We start from the raw sequence: 17,036 nt of genomic DNA, 5'->3' as shown, positions 1-17,036 counted from the left end.
CGCGGCAATTTAATAAAACCCGATCACCGCGCCGCTGGACAGGCGCTCTTCTCTTGGCAGCGATGTTTCATGCGAAAAAAAATGGTAGATATCGGGATCTTCCAGCCAGCTCACTTGGCCGAAAGGCAGGCCTAGCCGGATAGCGGCGCTGGTGCTCCATTTTTCACGGTCATTGTCGGGCAAGGCGCTGCATTCCTCGAGACAGCACAAGCGCCTGGAGACCACATCATCCATGCTGGGCGTGGTGCTGGCATGGGGCGGCATCGAGCCACCCCATTGCAGCCATAGGGCCATGTCCGGCCAGCGTATGCATAGCACGATCCAGCGCTGGTATTGCGCCAGCGACGGCACCGGCAAGCCATGGCTTATCCGTGCAATGCGCAGCAACAGCACAAAGCGCACGAAATTGAGCGTGCGCTTGATTTCCCGTGGCCCGCACGCATACTCTTTGCTAATGCCGCGCAGGACGGTCTGAACGTCTTTGCCATCCCGCATGAATTGCGAGCTGGCCCGGCGCTGCCGCTCACTGGCGTCCTGTGGCGCCTCGCTTTTCGTCCGGGCATGCGTTTGCGCTTCCGCTGCGCCGGCATGGGAAGCCTGTTGTGCCGCGGATCCTGCCGACGCGGTAGCGCCGGCCTGCGATTCCGAGCCGATCAGATAATCGATAAATTTGCCATTTTTCAAATGCCGGCTGGGCGGAATGGTAAACGCCAGCTGGATGAATTTGTCCATGAAGCGCCATCCCAGCGGCACCAGTTTTTCATAGGAGGGCAATTGCTTCTTGATGTCCCTGTGCGCGTGCTCGAGCGCCGCCGCCACGATCTGCGGATCCATGCCGATCACAAACAGGAATTCGGACTGGTCGCCTGCCAGGAACGTGTTGATACCCTCGACGACGCTGGCAATTTTGCCGGGCGAGCAACGGTCGAGGTCATCGATGAAGATGACCAGTGGCGCGATGACGGGCGTGCCATCGCCATGTTGCGTGTGACGCTGGGGCAGAGAGTGCATCACGCGTCGCAAATCCTGGTGAATCTGGTGCATGATGCCGACCGTCCTGGCATAGTCGGGCACGCGTACATATTCCGCCAGACTGAATTTGGCAGGCTCGTCCGCTACCTTTTTTCTACTGCTGAAGAAGGCCTGTACCGCATACACGGTAATCGCAATTTGCGTGCCGATGGCTGTCGGAATGGCCACGGCAGCGGCATCGAGCCATGTCCTGATCGCCGCAGGCAGACTATCGGGCGGAATGAGCGACACGCTCACCAGACTGATGATCAGGCCCATGGCCCCCAGCAGCCAGCGGCGCACCTTGATCCACCAGAAAGTGCCGACCCGGTCATAGATTTTTCTGCGCACCACGCCATCGTCTATGCGCGACAGATTCAGGCGCAACAGGAATAGCTCGCGTTCGACAGGACTCAAGCGGTCGCTGACCTGACTGACGATGGCGTCCACCAGGCCGGCCCAGACTTGCTCGGAACTTTCGTATTTCCAGGCATTGAACCAGACGGTCCAGCGCTTGCTTTCGTCGACGAATACTTGCTTGTCGGGCCCGGATTTCCGGTCGAGAAAGCGCAGCACATCGCGCGTCTTGAACGTGCCGCTTTCTGGCTCGGCAGGCCTCGGAGGATCGAGCTGATGCTGAATCTGGCGCATCAGCGAAGATTTGCCGGCGCCCCACGGCGCCTGGATGCTGATACTGATGGAGCCGCGGGTTTGGTCACTGGTGAGGAAAGCCACGATCGCGATCGCGTATTGCGAAAATTCCATGTAGTCCAGCAATGAAGGGTGGTCATGCGCCAGAATGTCGAGTACGTTCTCGGGTGTTTGCTGGGCCGCCTTGGCCAGCGGATGCCGTTCGTAGGCGGCTTGCAGCTGTGCCATGTCGATACCCATCTTGTGCAGCAAGGACATGCATTTGCCTTCCTTTAAGGACCATAGCGCGCCGATCAAGTCGCTCACCGTGATGCTGTCGCGGCCGGCCTGGCGTGCCGCGAAGGCCGCATCTCTCAGCCATTTTTCGGCATTCGTCGAATAGGTAAGCTCGTCCGGACTGGTCCCGCTGGCCAAGGGGGCGCTGATACTGCTGTATTGGAACGGAAAGTATCCGGACCATGTCGCCTGAAACCTCTCACCGGCCAGTTCCTTGAGTGCGCGGCTAAAAAAGAGCGCTTCGGGCGTAGCCTGTATTGATGGCTGCACAAGGTCATCGGCCCTGGCCAGGGTGAACAGTATCAGGCTGGTGGTGATCGAACGTGAAGGTGGATCTTTCATTGTGCCCAGCGCGTGGGCCTGGCGCAGCAATGCCATTAGCTCGCTGCTCGGCGCAGGCATCGGTGGCTGTTCTTCCACCAGCGCCGACCTGGACTCGGTGTTGCCGTCTGACTGTTCTCTCATGATGGCCGCTCCTCGATTGGCAGGCCGGGTATCCGGGACACTCAGGCTACCATGCTTGATTTTTCGCCTATTTGACGTGCGCCATCTGCGCCAGATCAATCGTCTGGCTGTCTGTGCCAACCTGCTTTCAGGCATGGATTTGGACATGCCTGGGCCGGAATCAGGCATGATTGCGATTCCAATCACGTTTTTCCGGAACCCGCATGGAACACCACAGCTTTCTCATCAACATACTGTTTTACCTGGTGGCCGCCATCATCATGGTGCCGCTGGCCAAGCGCCTGGGCATGGGCGCCGTGCTGGGCTACCTGGTGGCTGGCGTCGTCATCGGTCCCTGGGGCCTGGGCCTGATCAAGAATGTCGAGGTGATCCTCAGCTTTTCCGAATTCGGCGTGGTGCTGCTGTTGTTTTTGATCGGCCTGGAGCTCGAACCCAAACGATTGTGGCTGCTGCGCCGCCCCATTTTCGGCTGGGGCGGGGCGCAGGTGGGCCTCGTCAGCGCGGGGCTGTGCGCCGTAGCCATGGCGTTCGGCGTGGACTGGCGCACGGCGCTGGTCGGCGCGCTGGGCTTGTCTCTGTCGTCGACGGCCATCGTGCTGGCCACCCTGGGCGAACGAAAACTGATGAGCACGCCGGCCGGTTCCGCCGGCTTTTCCATTCTGCTGTTCCAGGATATCGCCGCCATTCCCATGATCGCGCTGGTGCCGCTGCTGGGCGGGCTGGTCACGCACAGCGGCGAACCGGGCTGGCTGCGCGTGGCCAAGCTGGCCGCCGTGCTGGCGGCGCTGGTGATCGGCGGGCGCTTTCTGGTCAACCCCATCCTGCGCTTCATCGCCAAAACGGACTTGCGCGAAATCTTCACGGCCTTTGCCCTGCTGCTGGTGATTGCCATTTGCGTGCTGATGGAATCGGTGGGCCTGTCGATGGCGCTGGGCACTTTCATGGCGGGCGTGCTGCTGGCGGACTCCGAATACCGGCATGAGCTGATCAGCGACCTGGAACCGTTCAAGGGCTTGCTCCTGGGCCTGTTCTTCATCGCCGTCGGCATGTCCGTCGATTTCGGCGTGCTGCGCGCCCAGCCATTGTTGATCCTGGCCCTGGTGGCGGGCCTGCTGGCGGTCAAAATCGCCTTGCTATATGTGTTGTCGAAGTTTGTCGATATTCCCCGCGGCCAGCAGCTGTTCTTCACGCTGCTGCTGTCGCAAGGGGGCGAATTCGCCTTCGTCGTGTTTGCCGCCGCCGAGGCCGCGCATGTCTTTGCGCCGCAGACGGCCGCGCTGCTGGTCGTGGTGGTGACCCTGTCGATGGTGGCCACGCCCTTGCTGCTGCTGGCGCACGACAAATTCGTCGCGCCGCGCCTGCAAGGCGAAAAGAAGCGCCGCCCCGACGACCATATCGAGGCGCAGGACAACCCCATCGTCATCGCCGGCTTTGGCCGCTTCGGCCAGATCATCGGCCGCCTGCTGGCGGCGAACAAGATCGGCGTGACGGTGCTCGACCACGATCCGGACCAGATCGAGCTGTTGCGCAAGTTCGGCTTCAAGGTGTTTTATGGCGACGCCACGCGCGTCGATCTGCTGGTGGCGGCCGGCATCGAAAAGGCGAAGGCGCTGGTGATCGCCATCGACAATGTGGACGACAGCCTGGCCCTGGTCGACGCCGTGCGCCTGCGCCTGCCCGAACTGACGATCCTGGCACGCGCACGCAACGTCACGCATTACTATGAATTGATGAAGCGCGGCGTGACCCTGATCGAGCGCGAGACCTTTGCCGCGGCGCTGCTGCTGGGCGAGCAGACCTTGCAGCAGGTGGGCTTCAGCGCGGAGCGGGCGCAGCACGCGGCCGGCATCTTTGGCCGGCATAACCTCAAAACCCTGCTGGAAGTGGCGCCGCATTTCCAGGACCAGCAAAAAGTCATGTCGCTCACGCGCCAGGCGCGCGAGGAGCTGGAAGACATGTTCGAGAGCGATGCGGCGGCGTTTGCAGCGGCGGAAGCGGAAACTCCGGGGTCAGCCCCCCGGTTGAGTTAACTCCGAGCTCTGAGCTAACGTTGTTGCCGGTCTGACTCCAGCATCACTTCCCCCGCTTCGCTTCGATTGCCTCGATCTGATCCATGATGTCGTTCTTGCAAGGTTCAGTGGCCTGTGTAATGGGATGCCATCGTCGTTTTATCATCAAGCATGAGGTGGCTCATGCAAGTAGATCAAACAGAAGGAGCGGAAATGGTTCTGATGGAAGAAAATTGCAGAAAGTGCACCTGCGATGATGATCACCTGTCGGGCATGCGGCAGGTCAACGGACCTATGCCCCTTGGCAGACCGGCCAATACGGTGTGCCGTTCAGAATTGTTTTGCGGCCAAATAGCTGGCATTTACAGCAAGTGGCCATCCGAACAAACCGACGGGAATGGGAGACGAACCGGGAGAGAAAGCTCCCCCGGATACAGCTGCCTGCTTACTGTTTCTTGCCCAGCAAGTCGAGCAGGATCGACGTTTCCGCCGTGATCGCCGCCTTGATGGTCGGCTGGTACTCGGGCGCCCATTGCGGCGAGTGCGGGCCGGCCAGCGGTTTGCCGCTGGCCTTGGCGGCGGCCAGCTTGGCCGGCTCCACCGCGCCGATATGCAGCAGCACCGCTTTCACGCCGGCCTGGCCGTAGTTGGCGAAGTCTTCCGACGTCATCTTGGCCGGCATTTCCGTCACGTTGGCCGCGCCCAGCGATTTTTGCAAGGTAGACACCATGCGCAGGGTCAGGTCCGGGTCGTTGTAGACGGCGTCCGTGCCGGGACGAATCTCCACCAGCGGCTCTTTCGGCGCACCAGCGGCAAACGCCTCGCCCTTGACTTCGCGCGCGATGCTGGCCAGCACGCGCTTGCGCACGGCATCCTTGAAGGTGCGCACTGTCAGCTGCATGGTGACCTGGTCGGGCACGATGTTGGCCTGGGTGCCGCCATGGATGCTGCCCACGGTGATGACGACGGGGTCCATCGGATTGTTTTCGCGCGAGACCAGAGTTTGCAGTGCCAGCACGATGCGCGCGGCCATCACGACGGGGTCGCGCGTGTCGTGCGGTGCAGCGCCGTGGCCACCCTGGCCATACACGGTGATGCTGATGGTGTCGGCGGCGGCGCGGAAGTAGCCGGCATGGTAGCCGACGGTGCCCGATGGCAGCGTGGCTTCGTCGTGGAAGGATAGCGCGTAGTCCGGTTTCGGGAAGCGCGTAAACAAGCCGTCCTTCAGCATGGCGGCCGCGCCCAGCAGCGGTTCCTCTGCCGGCTGGCCGACCAGCATCAGCGTGCCGCTCCATTGCTGACGGTTGTCTGCCATCAGCTTGGCGCTGCCATACCAGGCCGACATGTGCACGTCGTGGCCGCAGGCATGCATCACTGGCACGCTTTCGCCGGCCGCGTTTTTCGTCACGGCGCTGCTGGCAAACGGCAGGCCGGTTTTTTCCAGCACGGGCAGGGCATCGATTTCGGTGCGCAGCATGACGACGGGGCCGGGGCCGTTGCGCAAGATGGCGACGACGCCCGTGCCGCCTACGCCGGTGGTCACGTCAAAGCCGAGCGCCTTGACTTTCTCGGCCAGTTTTTTTGCCGTTTGAACTTCCTGGAACGCCAGTTCCGGGTGGCGGTGCAAGTCCAGGTACAGGCTTTCCACGGCGGGATAGTTGGCATGCAGTTGCGCTGCGATGGCCGGCGGCAGGGCTGCGCCGTGGGCGCTACCGGCACAGGCGAGGGTGGCGGCGAGGGTGATGCTGGTCATTGGTGAGGCGGAAAATTTCATAGATTTCTTTGAGTAGCAGACGTGTGGAGATGTGCCGCGCGCCTGTAGTTGCCGAGGAGACTTTTAAATTAACAGAAACATTTCTCAAAATCAATAAACCAGCTACATATATTTCAACAATGTATAATCTGCAATATAAATAATTCCGTAAGGAATTAGAAATATCTTCAACGCATTATTTTAGAGAAAATACACCATGGGCTTTATCGCAAATATCAAAATCGGCAAGCGCCTGAGTATCGGCTTTGTCCTGATCCTGGCAATGACCGTTCTGATCGCTACTGTGGGCGTGTGGCGCCTGAATGAGGTGGCGACGTCCACGCGCGCCATGATGGCCGAACCGCTGACCAAGGAACGCCTGATTACCGACTGGTATGGCTTGAACTTTGCCTCGATCCGCCGCACGGCCGCTATCGTCAAGAGCAGCGACCCGGCGCTGGGGCCATATTTCAAGGAAGACTCGGCCGCCTCGGTGAAGAAAGCGGCCGAATTGCTCAAGCAGATCGAGCCGCTGGTCGCGGGCGAGAAGGAAAAAGCCCTGTTCGCCAAGATCCTTGAGCAGCGCAAGGTGTACAGCGCTTCGCGCGATGGCGCCGTCAAGGCCAAGGCCGATGGCGACGTGGAAGGTGCGGCGAAAATCCTCGACACCGCGTTTACCCCGGCCGCCCAGGTTTACCAGGATCTGCTGCAGGAACTGGTGACCTTGCAGCGGGAAAGCATCGATGCGACGGCCAAGCAGATCGATGCCTCCGCCGTGCATGACACCACCGTCATCAGCCTGCTGACCCTGTTCGCGGTAGCGTTCGGCGTGTTGTGCTCGTGGCTGCTGACGACGGGCATCACGCGTCCGCTGCGCCAGGCGCTGGCGCTGGCCGAAACGGTGGCCGCCGGCGACCTGACGCAGACCGTCGCCACGACGGCGAAGGATGAGATGGGGGCGCTGCTCACGGCCCTGGGCAATATGAACAACAACCTGGTCAGCATCGTCAGCCAGGTGCGCAGCGGCACGGACAGCATCGCCACGGCATCGTCGGAAATCGCCGCTGGCAACCTGGACCTGTCATCGCGCACGGAACAGCAGGCCGGTTCGCTGGAAGAAACGGCCTCGTCGATGGAAGAACTGACCAGCACCGTCAAGCAGAATGCCGACAATGCGCGCCAGGCCAACCAGTTGGCGATCACGGCGGCCGGCATCGCCAGCCGCGGCGGCTCGGTGGTGGCCGAAGTGGTGGCGACCATGGGCTCGATCAACGAATCGTCGCGCAAGATCGTCGACATCATCAGCGTGATCGACGGCATTGCCTTCCAGACCAATATCCTGGCGCTCAATGCGGCAGTGGAAGCGGCGCGGGCCGGCGAGCAAGGGCGCGGTTTTGCCGTGGTGGCGTCCGAAGTGCGCAACCTGGCGCAGAGGTCAAGCCAGGCGGCCAAGGAAATCAAGGGCTTGATCGACGATTCGGTCAGCAAGGTGGGCGTGGGTGCCAAGCTGGTTGACCAGGCTGGCGCGACGATGGATGAAGTGGTTTCCAGCGTCAAGCGTGTGACCGACATCATCGGCGAGATTTCCAGTGCCAGCCAGGAGCAGACGCACGGCATCGAGCAAGTCAACCAGGCCATCACGCAGATGGACCAGGTGACGCAGCAAAATGCGGCGCTGGTGGAAGAGGCGGCCGCAGCGGCCGGTTCGCTGCAAGAGCAGGCGCACGGCCTGGCGCAAGTGGTCAGCGTATTCAAGCTGCGCGAACAGCCAGGTTTGCTGCGCCGCCCGGCGCCACAGCCGGCAGTCGCGCGCCCTGCGCCGACGCCGCGTGTTGCAGCGCGCAGCATTGCCGTCAAGGCGAAGCCGTCAGCTCCCGTGAAAGCGCTGGCCGGCGACGACTGGGAAGAGTTTTAAATGAAGACAGACGATGGCGCCATCGCCATGATGGCGCCGTGCCTCAAGGTCAGCCTTGCTGCAGCGGGATGGTGCCAAACGTCGTCGGCGTCGAGCACGGTTCTTCGTCAAAGGCGATGTCGCCCATGGGGTTGGCCATGCCGTCCGCCTTCAAATCCTTGAAGCCGAACAGTTTCGGGTCCATCAGGTGCGACGGCGCCACGTTCGACAGCGAAGAGAAGATGCTTTCCACGCGGCCGGGGAATTTCTTGTCCCATTCGCGCATCAGGCCCTTGATCTGCTTGCGCTGCAGGTTTTCCTGCGAGCCGCACAGGTCGCATGGAATGATGGGGAAGCCCTTGACTTCGGCATAGCGCTGCGTATCTTCTTCCTTCACATACGCCATCGGGCGGATGACGATGTGCTTGCCGTCGTCCGACTGCAGCTTGGCTGGCATGCCCTTCAGTTTGCCGCCGAAGAACATATTCAGGAAGAAAGTTTCCAGGATGTCATCGCGGTGGTGGCCCAGGGCAATCTTGTTGGCCCCCAGCTCGTCGGCCACGCGGTACAGGATGCCGCGGCGCAGGCGCGAGCACAGCGAGCAGGTGGTCTTGCCTTCCGGGATCAGGCGCTTGACGATGCTGTAGGTATCCTGGTTTTCGATGTGGAAGGCCACGCCCAGTTCCGTCAGGTAGGCTGGCAGGATTTCCGGTGGGAAGTTCGGCTGTTTCTGGTCCAGGTTGACGGCGACGATATCGAAGTGAATCGGCGCGCGTTCGCGCAAGGTCATCAGGATGTCCAGCAGCGCATAGCTATCCTTGCCGCCCGACAGGCACACCATCACCTTGTCGCCGTCTTCGATCATATTGAAATCGCCGATGGCTTGCCCCACCAGGCGGCACAGGCGCTTGTGCAGCTTGTTGTTTTCCAGGGCGATCTTTTCCGCCTTCTTGCGCGCCAGTTTCTGCGCTTCCACGTTGGCCGGGAATTCCACGGCCGTTGTCGTCGTTTCCATCACTGCGGTATTGCTCATGTTGTTCATGCTTCATCCTTGATCTTGAATACTTCCACGCCCACGCCTTCGCAGTCGGGATACACGTCCGGTTTCATGCTCGACACGCGGGCGGCGCGCACGTGGGGGTGCGCCAGCATGGATGCCAGCACGTCGTCGACCAGGCTTTCCTGCAGCTGTACATGGCCTTGTGCCATGCGTTTGGCGATGGTTTCGCGCATGAAGTCGTAATCGACCACTTCTTCCAGCTGGTCATCCTTCGGCGTCGACAGGGCCAGGGGAATGTACAGGTCGACGTTGATGAGGACGCGCTGCTCGCCCTTTTTCTCGAAGTCGTAGACGCCGATGTTGATGAGGATTTCGTAATTGCGCAGGAACAGGCGGCGGCAATCGGCCAGGCGAGGGTGGGACAGGGCGGACGACATAGTTTTACCTTTTAGGGGATGCTGGAATGCTGGTTGTTTGGTAGGGCTGCTGATTATTTGGTCAAAAACATGACATCGCGCGGCAAGCCGATCAAATGCTGGCCGCCATCGACCAGCAGGGTAGTGCCCGTCAGCGCGCGCGCACCGGCCACGTAACAGACGCTGTCGGCCACATCCTCGGGCGTACTGGAGCGGCCCAGCGGCGTGTTTTCATGCGCCTTGGCAAAGTTCGCTTGCGTTTGCTCGCCCGAGACCATGGTGATGCCGGGGGCAATGCCCACCACGCGCACTTTAGGCGCCAGCGCCTGGGCCAGCATGGTGGTCGCCGACAGCAGCGCCGCCTTGGACAGGGTGTACGACAAAAAATCAGGATTGAGATTGTACAGTTTTTGATCCAGCAAGTTGATGACCACGGCTTGCCCGCCGCTTGGGGTGGCCTGGTACAGCGCTTGCGCCAGCAGGATGGGGGCGGCCAGGTTGGCGTGCATGTGGGCGTCGAGCGCGGCGACGGAAAAATCGCCCGCATTGTCGTATTCAAACAACGATGCGTTGTTGACCACGCAAGTAACTGGCCCCAGCGCCGCCTGTGCCTGTGGCAACAGCTGGCGCACGGCGCCTTCCTGCGCCAGGTCGCAGGGGAACGCTTGCGCGCGGCGGCCCAGCGCGGTGATTTCCGCTACCAGGCTGAGTGCTTCATCGCGCGAGTCGCGGTAATGCACGGCGATATCCCAGCCGTCGCGCGCCAGGCCCAGCGCAATGGCGCGGCCGATGCGCCGCGCCGCGCCCGTGACGAGGGCGACCCGGGGTGTGCTGTGTGGCAATGTCGATGCTGGAGTCATGTCTTTATTTTTACTGTGCTTGTGAGTGAAGTGCGCATGGCCGCCTCGGCCGCCATGGCTGCTACTGGCGCCGTGGCCCGCCAATTCGCTACAATGCGGGAATGTCTCTTCCCGCACCCGATAGCGACGCGCTGGCCGCGTCCCATGCCTTGCAGCACCAGATTGCCGCCGAAATCGCGCGCAATGACGGCGCCATTCCCTTTGTCCGCTTCATGGAACTGGCGCTGTATGCGCCTGACCTCGGCTATTACAGCGGCGGCGCCGCCAAGCTGGGCAAAGATGGCGATTTTACAACCGCGCCAGAGATTTCTCCCCTGTTCGGCGCCACCCTGGCCCATGTGGCAGCCGCTATTATGGCGCAAACGGCCCCGCGCATCCTCGAATTCGGCGCCGGCACGGGCAAGCTGGCCTTCGATATCCTGACGGAAGCGGCCAGCGCCGGCATCCCTATAGAACAGTATGCGATCGTCGAGTTATCCGGCGAATTGCGCGCGCGCCAGGAGCTGGCGCTGGCCGCCTTCCCGCAAGTGGTGTGGTTCGACGGCTTTCCCGACGCTTTTGAAGGCGCCGTGTTCGGCAATGAAGTGCTGGACGCCATGCCCGTCAACCTGATCAGCAAGACGCCCGCCGGCTGGTGCGAGCTCGATGTCAGCATCGCCGATGGCCAGTTCGTCTTTGTCGAGCGCCTGGCCGGTGCCGACGTCGCCGCGCAGATCGCCGCCCAGGTGCCGGACGCCGATGCCTTGCCGGTTGGCTATGTCAGCGAAATCCACGGCGTCGCCTGCGGCTTCATGCGCTCGCTGGCGCGCATGCTGACCAATGGCAAGGGTGGCGCGGCCGTGCTGTTCGACTATGGCTTCCCCGCGCATGAATATTACCTGGACCTGCGCGCCACGGGCACCATGATGTGCCATTACCGCCACCACGCCCATGCGGAGCCCTTTTATCTGCCCGGCTTGCAGGACATCACGGCCCACGTCGACTTCACGGCCATGGCGGTGGCGGCGCAGGACGCCGGCCTCGATGTGCTCGCGTACATGAACCAGGCGTCCTTCCTGCTGGGCGCTGGCATCGGTGACTTGCTGCTGCGCACCGATCCTGAGCAGGTCAAAACCTACCTGCCGCAGGCCAGCGCCGTACAAAAGCTGGTATCGCCGGCCGAGATGGGGGAATTGTTCAAGGTGCTGGCGGTGGGGCACCGCGTGGAGTTGCCGGAAGCCCTGTTGTCCGCTGACCGCAGTCATCGCTTGTAAGCGCTGCAATATCAAGGCAGGGCAGTCTCGCCCTGCAATTTCCTGTCCGCCGGTGGTTATTATCTTGTCATATCGTTTATGATGATCGACACAGCACGGTTCCATCCTGCAAGAACCCGTCGCCGCGCACCGATTTCAAGATAAAACGATGGGAAAGATACATACACACTATGACAACCTGAAGGTGGCGCGCCTGGCGCCGCAGGAAGTCATACGTGCCGCGTACAAAGCCCTCAGCCAGAAATACCACCCGGACAAGAATCCCGGCGACGAAAAAGCCGCCCGCATCATGGCGATCCTCAACAGCGCCTATGGCACTTTGTCCGATCCGCAGCGGCGCCGCGAGCATGACGAGTGGATTGCCGCCGAAGAGTGGGAAATCGAATGGCTGGAAAGCACCCATCATGAAGAAGGCAAGAGCCGCGATGGCCGCGCGAAAGGCCATGCCCAGCCGCAAGAGCACGCGTGGGCGCAGGATGTGCCGCCAGCAAAGGGCAAGCCGCGACGCGGCCTGCAGCCCGTCTGGCGCAACTGGCGCTGGTGGCTGAGCCTGCTCGTCTGTGTGTTGCTGGGTTGGCTGGGCGCCTTGCTGATGCTCGATACCTCCCAGCCCATGCCGTCCGCGCTGGCATCGGCCTGGAGCGGGCTGGCCCGCGATGGCGCCAAGCCCCATGCGCCGACGGCCAGTGCCGCGCCGCCGTCATCGAAAGGCGAGGCCGTGGCCATCGATAGCTGGGCGGTGGGCAAGCCGTATGCACCGGAACCCCAGGAAGCGAAGACGCCCGAGATCCGCGTGCTGGCCGTTTCCCAGCTGAGTCTGAAAACCATCCAGCCCGCCTGCGATGGCGTAGCTAAGGCAGAGTCCGCATCGCTGGTGGCGCCGAATGGCGAACCCTGGCCTGTGCATTCCGGCTATGTCGATGGATTCCCGATCGGTAACAAGGGCGAGGAGCTGGCCGTCAGCATCGACAACAGCAACAATACCGCGCCCGTGTTCGTCAAACTGTATGACACGGAGCGGCGCTCGAACGTGCGCTATCTGTACATCCTCGCTAACGACAAGCTGCTGGTGGAGCAGCTCAGCGCAGGCAAGTATGAAGTGCGCTACCAGGCAGTCGCGCCGGGCCAGGACAATTGTGGGGGCACTACGCGCAGCGGTGCATCGGCACCCGCGCCGGCCGTTGGCGAAGAGGGTGCAAAGAATCCTGTTGTAAGCAGCATCTAATCTGATTATGCTTGATATGCCTCAACGCAGCGTCCACATCGAACTTATCCATTAGGAGTATTCATGACCGACCTCAAAGCCGATGCAGATGATAACTGGCTGCTCGACGAGGATGAGCCGGTGGCCAGTCCTGCCGGGCTGGCCGCGCCCGACCAGCGCCTGTGGCGTGTCTTGATCGTCGATGATGATGTGGATGTGCATGCGGTCACGCGGCTGGCGCTGCGCAATGTCAGTTTCAAGGGACGCGAACTGGAACTGTTCTCTGCCTACAGCGGCCGCGAAGCGTATGAGATCCTGCGCGACACGCCCGATATCGCGCTGGTGCTGCTCGACGTGGTGATGGAAACGGATGACGCCGGCCTGATCCTTGCCAAGCGCATCCGCGCCGACCTGAACAACTCCATCGTGCGCGTCGTGCTGCGCACGGGCCAGCCGGGCCAGGCGCCCGAGCAGCGCGTCATCATCGAATACGACATCAACGATTACAAGGCCAAGACGGAACTGACGACGCAAAAGCTGTTTACCACCGTCATCTCGGCCCTGCGCGCTTACGAGAGCCTGATGATGCTCGAGCGCAGCCGCATCGGCTTGGGCAAGATCCTCGCCGGCGCCACCAATCTGTACCAGATTCATTCGCTGCGCGAATTCGCTTCCGGCGTGCTCAACCAGGTCAGCGCCATACTCGATGTGGGTGCCGACGGCGTGCTGTGCCTGATGCAGGGCGGCGCCGGGCGGCCCGAGGTGGTCGCCGCCACGGGCAGCTATGCCATGCTGGCCGAGTCTGAAGCCCTGCCGGCCGACCATGCACTCACCCCCACCATCGCCAAGGCGTTTGCGGAAAAGCGCAGCCAGTTCGAGCATCCGGCCAATGTGCTGTTCATTCACACGGAAGGCAACCGAGAGCTGGCCATTTCCGTCACGCCGCCGTGGCCGCTGGCGCAAATCCAGCGCGACTTGCTGGAAGTGTTTTGCCAGCGCATCGCCGCCGCTTTCGACAACCTGTACATGTTCGGCCAGCTGCGCAAGGCGCAGGAAGCGACCGTGGTGGCGCTGGCCGACCTGGCCGAGTTCCGCGACAGCGACACGGGCGGCCATGTGCGGCGGGTGCAGCAATTGTCCGACGCCATCGCCCGCCGCATGCAGCAGCGCGGCGTGTATGCCGACGAGCTCACGCCGCAGCTGCTCGACATGATCGGCCTGGCCAGCATCTTGCACGATGTGGGCAAGGTGGCCACGCCGGATGCCGTGCTGCTCAAGCCGGGCAAGCATACCGACGAGGAGCGGGTGCAGATGCAGCTGCATGCCAGTGTCGGGCGCAGCATTCTCGAGCGGGCCGCCAATATGGTCGACGGTGCCAGCTACCTCAAGTATGGCGCGCAGATCGCCGGCGGCCACCACGAGCATTTCGACGGCGCCGGCTATCCGGACGGCCTGAAGGGGCGCACTATTCCCATGGCCGCGCGCATCGTTGCCGTGGTCGACGTCTTCGATGCCCTGCTGCACGAGCGGCCTTACAAGGAGCCGTGGCCGTATCCGCAGGTACGCGAATACATCGAACAGCGCAGCGGCAGCCAGTTCGATCCGGAAGTGGTGACGGCGCTGCTGGACTTGATCGACCACGAGCCGCAACTGTGGCATCCGGAGCGCGCCACCGCTTGAGTTGCCACTTCCTGGTCAGCTTCCCTGGCGTTTTTCTGCACGACACCATTCCCTTGCGCGCGGCGCCGTCATATACTCGGCTGCCTCATGCTGGCCGGCGCCACGCACCAGTGTGGCGCGCCGCAGAGTTTTCGGACATTACGACATGAAAGAACTCAAGGGCCTTAGCGCATTGATCATCGAGCCGCATCCCGGCATGCGCGCCAGCCTGCACAATATGCTCAACCTGTGCGGCCTGGCGAAGATCGATGACGCGGCCAGCTCTGGCCAGGCGATCCGCATGCTGGGCAGCAAATCGTATGATTTGATTTTGTGCGAATACGATCTCGACGGCGGTCAGGATGGCCAGCAGATGCTGGAAGACTTGCGCCACCACAAATTAATGCACGCATCGACCATGTTTTTCATGGTCACGGGCGAGGGCAGCTTCGCCAAGGTGGTCAGCGCTGTCGAGCTGTTGCCCACCGATTACATCCTCAAACCATTCACCGCTGACAACATGCTCGAGCGCATCGGCCGCGCGCTGGACAAGCGCAATGCCTTCGTGCCCGTGTATGAACTGATCGACGTGGGCAACGAGCGCGCGGCGATCGCCGCCTGCGCCGAGGGCGCCAGCCTGTATCCGCGCTACGCGACTGATTTCCTGCGCCTGCGCGCGGAATTGCATTTGCTGCTGGGCGAGGCAGCCGACGCGGAGCCGATTTATGCCGCCCTGTACGACGCCAAGGCCATCGGCTGGGCGCGTCTGGGGCAGGCCAAGACACAGTTCCTGCTGGGCGACTACGAAGCGGCGCAGGGTACGCTGGAGGGGTTGCTGGAAAACAACAAGCGTTTTCTCGATGCCTATGACTGGCTGGCGCGCACGCACTTGGCGCAAGGCAAGCCGGAACTGGCGCAGGCAGCCCTGAGCGAGGCGGTGGCCCTGTCGCCGCATGCCGTGCGCCGCTTGCGCCGGCTGGGCGAGGCGGCCCTGGCGGCCGACGATATCGAGATGGCGGAAAAAGCCCTGAAGCTGGTGGTCAGCAAGGCCAAGTATTCGGAATTCCGCGACCCGGAAGACCATGTGCGCCTGGTGCAGACCCTGGTGCGCAAGGGCGACCCCTTGCAGGTGGGTGCCGTGATCCGCGACCTCGACAAGTCGATGGGCGGGCAAAAGAATACGCAATTGTGCAGCGCCCTGTGCAGCGCCATGCTGCATGCACATACGGGCAACGAGGAGCGGCTGCAGCAGTCGCTCGACGCCGCCCTGGCCGCCAACCGCCACAGCGTGGGTGGATCGAACATGCTCAAGACGGAACTGGCGCGCCATTGCCTGGCGCATGGGCGCGAAGACGGTGCTGCCGAGGTGATGCGCGAAGTCATGCGCAATGCGCCCGACAGCGCGGCCATGGCGCGCGCCATGGCCGTGTTCGAACAGGCGGGGCGCGAGGAGTTGGCCAAGGCACTGGCGCGGCAAAGCCGCCAGGAAGTGGCCGATATGGTGGCGGCGGGCGCCGCCAAGGCGGGAGAAGGCGATTTCCGCGGTGCCGTCGATCTGATGGGCGAAGCCGTCACGCGCCTGCCCGACAATCCGCAAGTGATGTTCAATGCGGCCGTGGCGGTACTGAAATGCCTGGAACACGAAGGGTGGGATGAACGCATGGGGCAGCAGGCGCTGACTTTTATTGCCGGTGTGCGCCGCCTGGACCCGCGCAACCCCAAATTGCCCGTGCTATCGGGCCTGCATCAGCAGTTGTTGCGCAAATATAAGCCTCTAGGCAACTCCTGGATGCATCCGCCTGACACAAGGTAAACAGGCAAAAAGCGGGACGAATGACGGGAAAATGCGGCTTGTAGCCAGGGGGAATAAAAAAATGCGAAAAAAAGTCGACTTTTTCGCGCCAACCCTTGCACATTCTCAAATCGGGAGCTTATAATCACGCCCCGAAGCAGCCAACTTCTTCTTTATACGCAAATGCAGCAGTCAGGCATCAGTAAATAAGGTTGACAGTTGTGAGTAGATGCTTCATACTCTGCGGTTCCCGCGGAGGGGTGGCCGAGTGGTTAAAGGCGACAGACTGTAAATCTGTTCTCTATGAGTACGCTGGTTCGAATCCAGCCCCCTCCACCAAGTTTTTGCAAGGAAAACTGGGTAGTAGCAAGTAAGTGAAGATAAAGTGAACGATACCTCGCGGGTGTAGCTCAATGGTAGAGCAGAAGCCTTCCAAGCTTACGACGAGGGTTCGATTCCCTTCACCCGCTCCAGTTTCCGTTCAGATGCTTGATGCATCGCATGCAACAAATTACAGCCCTTGTAGCTCAGTGGTAGAGCACTCCCTTGGTAAGGGAGAGGCCACGTGTTCGATCCACGTCAAGGGCACCAGAATTCGCAGCAGGCAGCACAGAAGCAATTCAAACCAGACCGTCGGGCGTGTGCCTGAGCAATCTAATCAAATCATTAGGAGTTCAAAATGGCAAAAGGTAAATTCGAACGGACCAAGCCGCACGTCAACGTCGGCACCATCGGCCACGTCGACCACGGTAAAACCACGCTGACCGCTGCAATCGCAACGGTTCTGTCGAAG

12 protein-coding genes and 3 tRNA genes are annotated in these 17,036 nt (G+C 61.7%); 10 read left to right on the top strand and 5 right to left on the bottom strand.

Features of this window, described 5'->3' with window-relative positions; genetic code table 11:
- Positions 1 to 9: 9 nt before the first annotated feature.
- Entirely contained in the window at positions 10 to 2,571 is a 2,562-nt protein-coding gene (locus ACQ4WN_RS10315; RefSeq protein ID WP_436551456.1) for a KAP family P-loop NTPase fold protein, read from the bottom strand.
- Between the two features lie 35 nt (positions 2,572 to 2,606).
- Between ACQ4WN_RS10315 and kefC the strand changes: the two genes are divergently transcribed.
- On the top strand, positions 2,607 to 4,433 hold the full coding sequence (gene kefC / locus ACQ4WN_RS10310) for a glutathione-regulated potassium-efflux system protein KefC (protein WP_436551455.1): 1,827 nt from the start codon (positions 2,607 to 2,609) through the stop codon (positions 4,431 to 4,433).
- 424 nt (positions 4,434 to 4,857) lie between these two features.
- Here kefC and ACQ4WN_RS10305 read toward each other — a convergent pair whose 3' ends face one another.
- Positions 4,858 to 6,186: an amidohydrolase gene (locus ACQ4WN_RS10305; RefSeq protein WP_436551454.1), complete on the bottom strand. Its 1,329-nt coding sequence runs from the start codon at positions 6,184 to 6,186 to the stop codon at positions 4,858 to 4,860.
- Between the two features lie 196 nt (positions 6,187 to 6,382).
- Here ACQ4WN_RS10305 and ACQ4WN_RS10300 point away from each other — a divergent pair, with 196 nt between their 5' ends.
- Entirely contained in the window at positions 6,383 to 8,080 is a 1,698-nt protein-coding gene (locus ACQ4WN_RS10300) for a methyl-accepting chemotaxis protein (protein WP_436551453.1), read from the top strand.
- A gap of 49 nt (positions 8,081 to 8,129) precedes the next feature.
- On the opposite strand, the gene ttcA is transcribed toward ACQ4WN_RS10300, so the two are convergent.
- From ttcA to ACQ4WN_RS10285, 3 genes are read right to left on the bottom strand one after another with little or no spacing between them, the layout of a single operon-like run.
- Complete coding sequence (ttcA, locus tag ACQ4WN_RS10295) at positions 8,130 to 9,092, bottom strand: tRNA 2-thiocytidine(32) synthetase TtcA (protein ID WP_436551612.1); 963 nt, start codon at positions 9,090 to 9,092, stop codon at positions 8,130 to 8,132.
- A 5-nt stretch (positions 9,093 to 9,097) separates the two neighbouring features.
- The gene (locus tag ACQ4WN_RS10290) at positions 9,098 to 9,496 is read right to left on the bottom strand and encodes a dihydroneopterin aldolase (RefSeq protein WP_436551452.1); all 399 of its coding nucleotides are present in this window, start codon (positions 9,494 to 9,496) and stop codon (positions 9,098 to 9,100) included.
- A gap of 53 nt (positions 9,497 to 9,549) precedes the next feature.
- Entirely contained in the window at positions 9,550 to 10,335 is a 786-nt protein-coding gene (locus ACQ4WN_RS10285; RefSeq protein WP_436551451.1) for an SDR family oxidoreductase, read from the bottom strand.
- Between the two features lie 101 nt (positions 10,336 to 10,436).
- Between ACQ4WN_RS10285 and ACQ4WN_RS10280 the strand changes: the two genes are divergently transcribed.
- From ACQ4WN_RS10280 to ACQ4WN_RS10245, 8 genes are all read left to right on the top strand, one after another.
- On the top strand, positions 10,437 to 11,588 hold the full coding sequence (locus ACQ4WN_RS10280; RefSeq protein ID WP_436551450.1) for a class I SAM-dependent methyltransferase: 1,152 nt from the start codon (positions 10,437 to 10,439) through the stop codon (positions 11,586 to 11,588).
- A 148-nt stretch (positions 11,589 to 11,736) separates the two neighbouring features.
- On the top strand, positions 11,737 to 12,813 hold the full coding sequence (locus tag ACQ4WN_RS10275) for a J domain-containing protein (RefSeq protein WP_436551449.1): 1,077 nt from the start codon (positions 11,737 to 11,739) through the stop codon (positions 12,811 to 12,813).
- A gap of 63 nt (positions 12,814 to 12,876) precedes the next feature.
- Positions 12,877 to 14,472, top strand: coding sequence for a DUF3369 domain-containing protein (locus ACQ4WN_RS10270; RefSeq protein WP_436551448.1), 1,596 nt, complete (start codon positions 12,877 to 12,879; stop codon positions 14,470 to 14,472).
- A 145-nt stretch (positions 14,473 to 14,617) separates the two neighbouring features.
- Positions 14,618 to 16,264: a response regulator gene (locus tag ACQ4WN_RS10265; protein ID WP_436551447.1), complete on the top strand. Its 1,647-nt coding sequence runs from the start codon at positions 14,618 to 14,620 to the stop codon at positions 16,262 to 16,264.
- 233 nt (positions 16,265 to 16,497) lie between these two features.
- Positions 16,498 to 16,582: transfer RNA gene (locus ACQ4WN_RS10260), tRNA-Tyr, on the top strand.
- Positions 16,583 to 16,642: 60 nt separating this feature from the next.
- Positions 16,643 to 16,716: transfer RNA gene (locus ACQ4WN_RS10255), tRNA-Gly, on the top strand.
- A gap of 43 nt (positions 16,717 to 16,759) precedes the next feature.
- Positions 16,760 to 16,834 (top strand) — tRNA-Thr (locus ACQ4WN_RS10250).
- An 88-nt stretch (positions 16,835 to 16,922) separates the two neighbouring features.
- Positions 16,923 to 17,036 (top strand): GTP-binding protein (locus tag ACQ4WN_RS10245; RefSeq protein WP_204317187.1); only part of this gene is annotated, 114 nt, incomplete at its 3' end.

This window comes from Janthinobacterium pasteuri, assembly GCF_051380775.1.
In the GTDB taxonomy this organism is placed as follows: domain Bacteria; phylum Pseudomonadota; class Gammaproteobacteria; order Burkholderiales; family Burkholderiaceae_D; genus Janthinobacterium.
The sequence above is the reverse complement of the archived record's forward strand: the minus strand, read 5'-3'. Positions and strand labels throughout refer to the sequence as shown.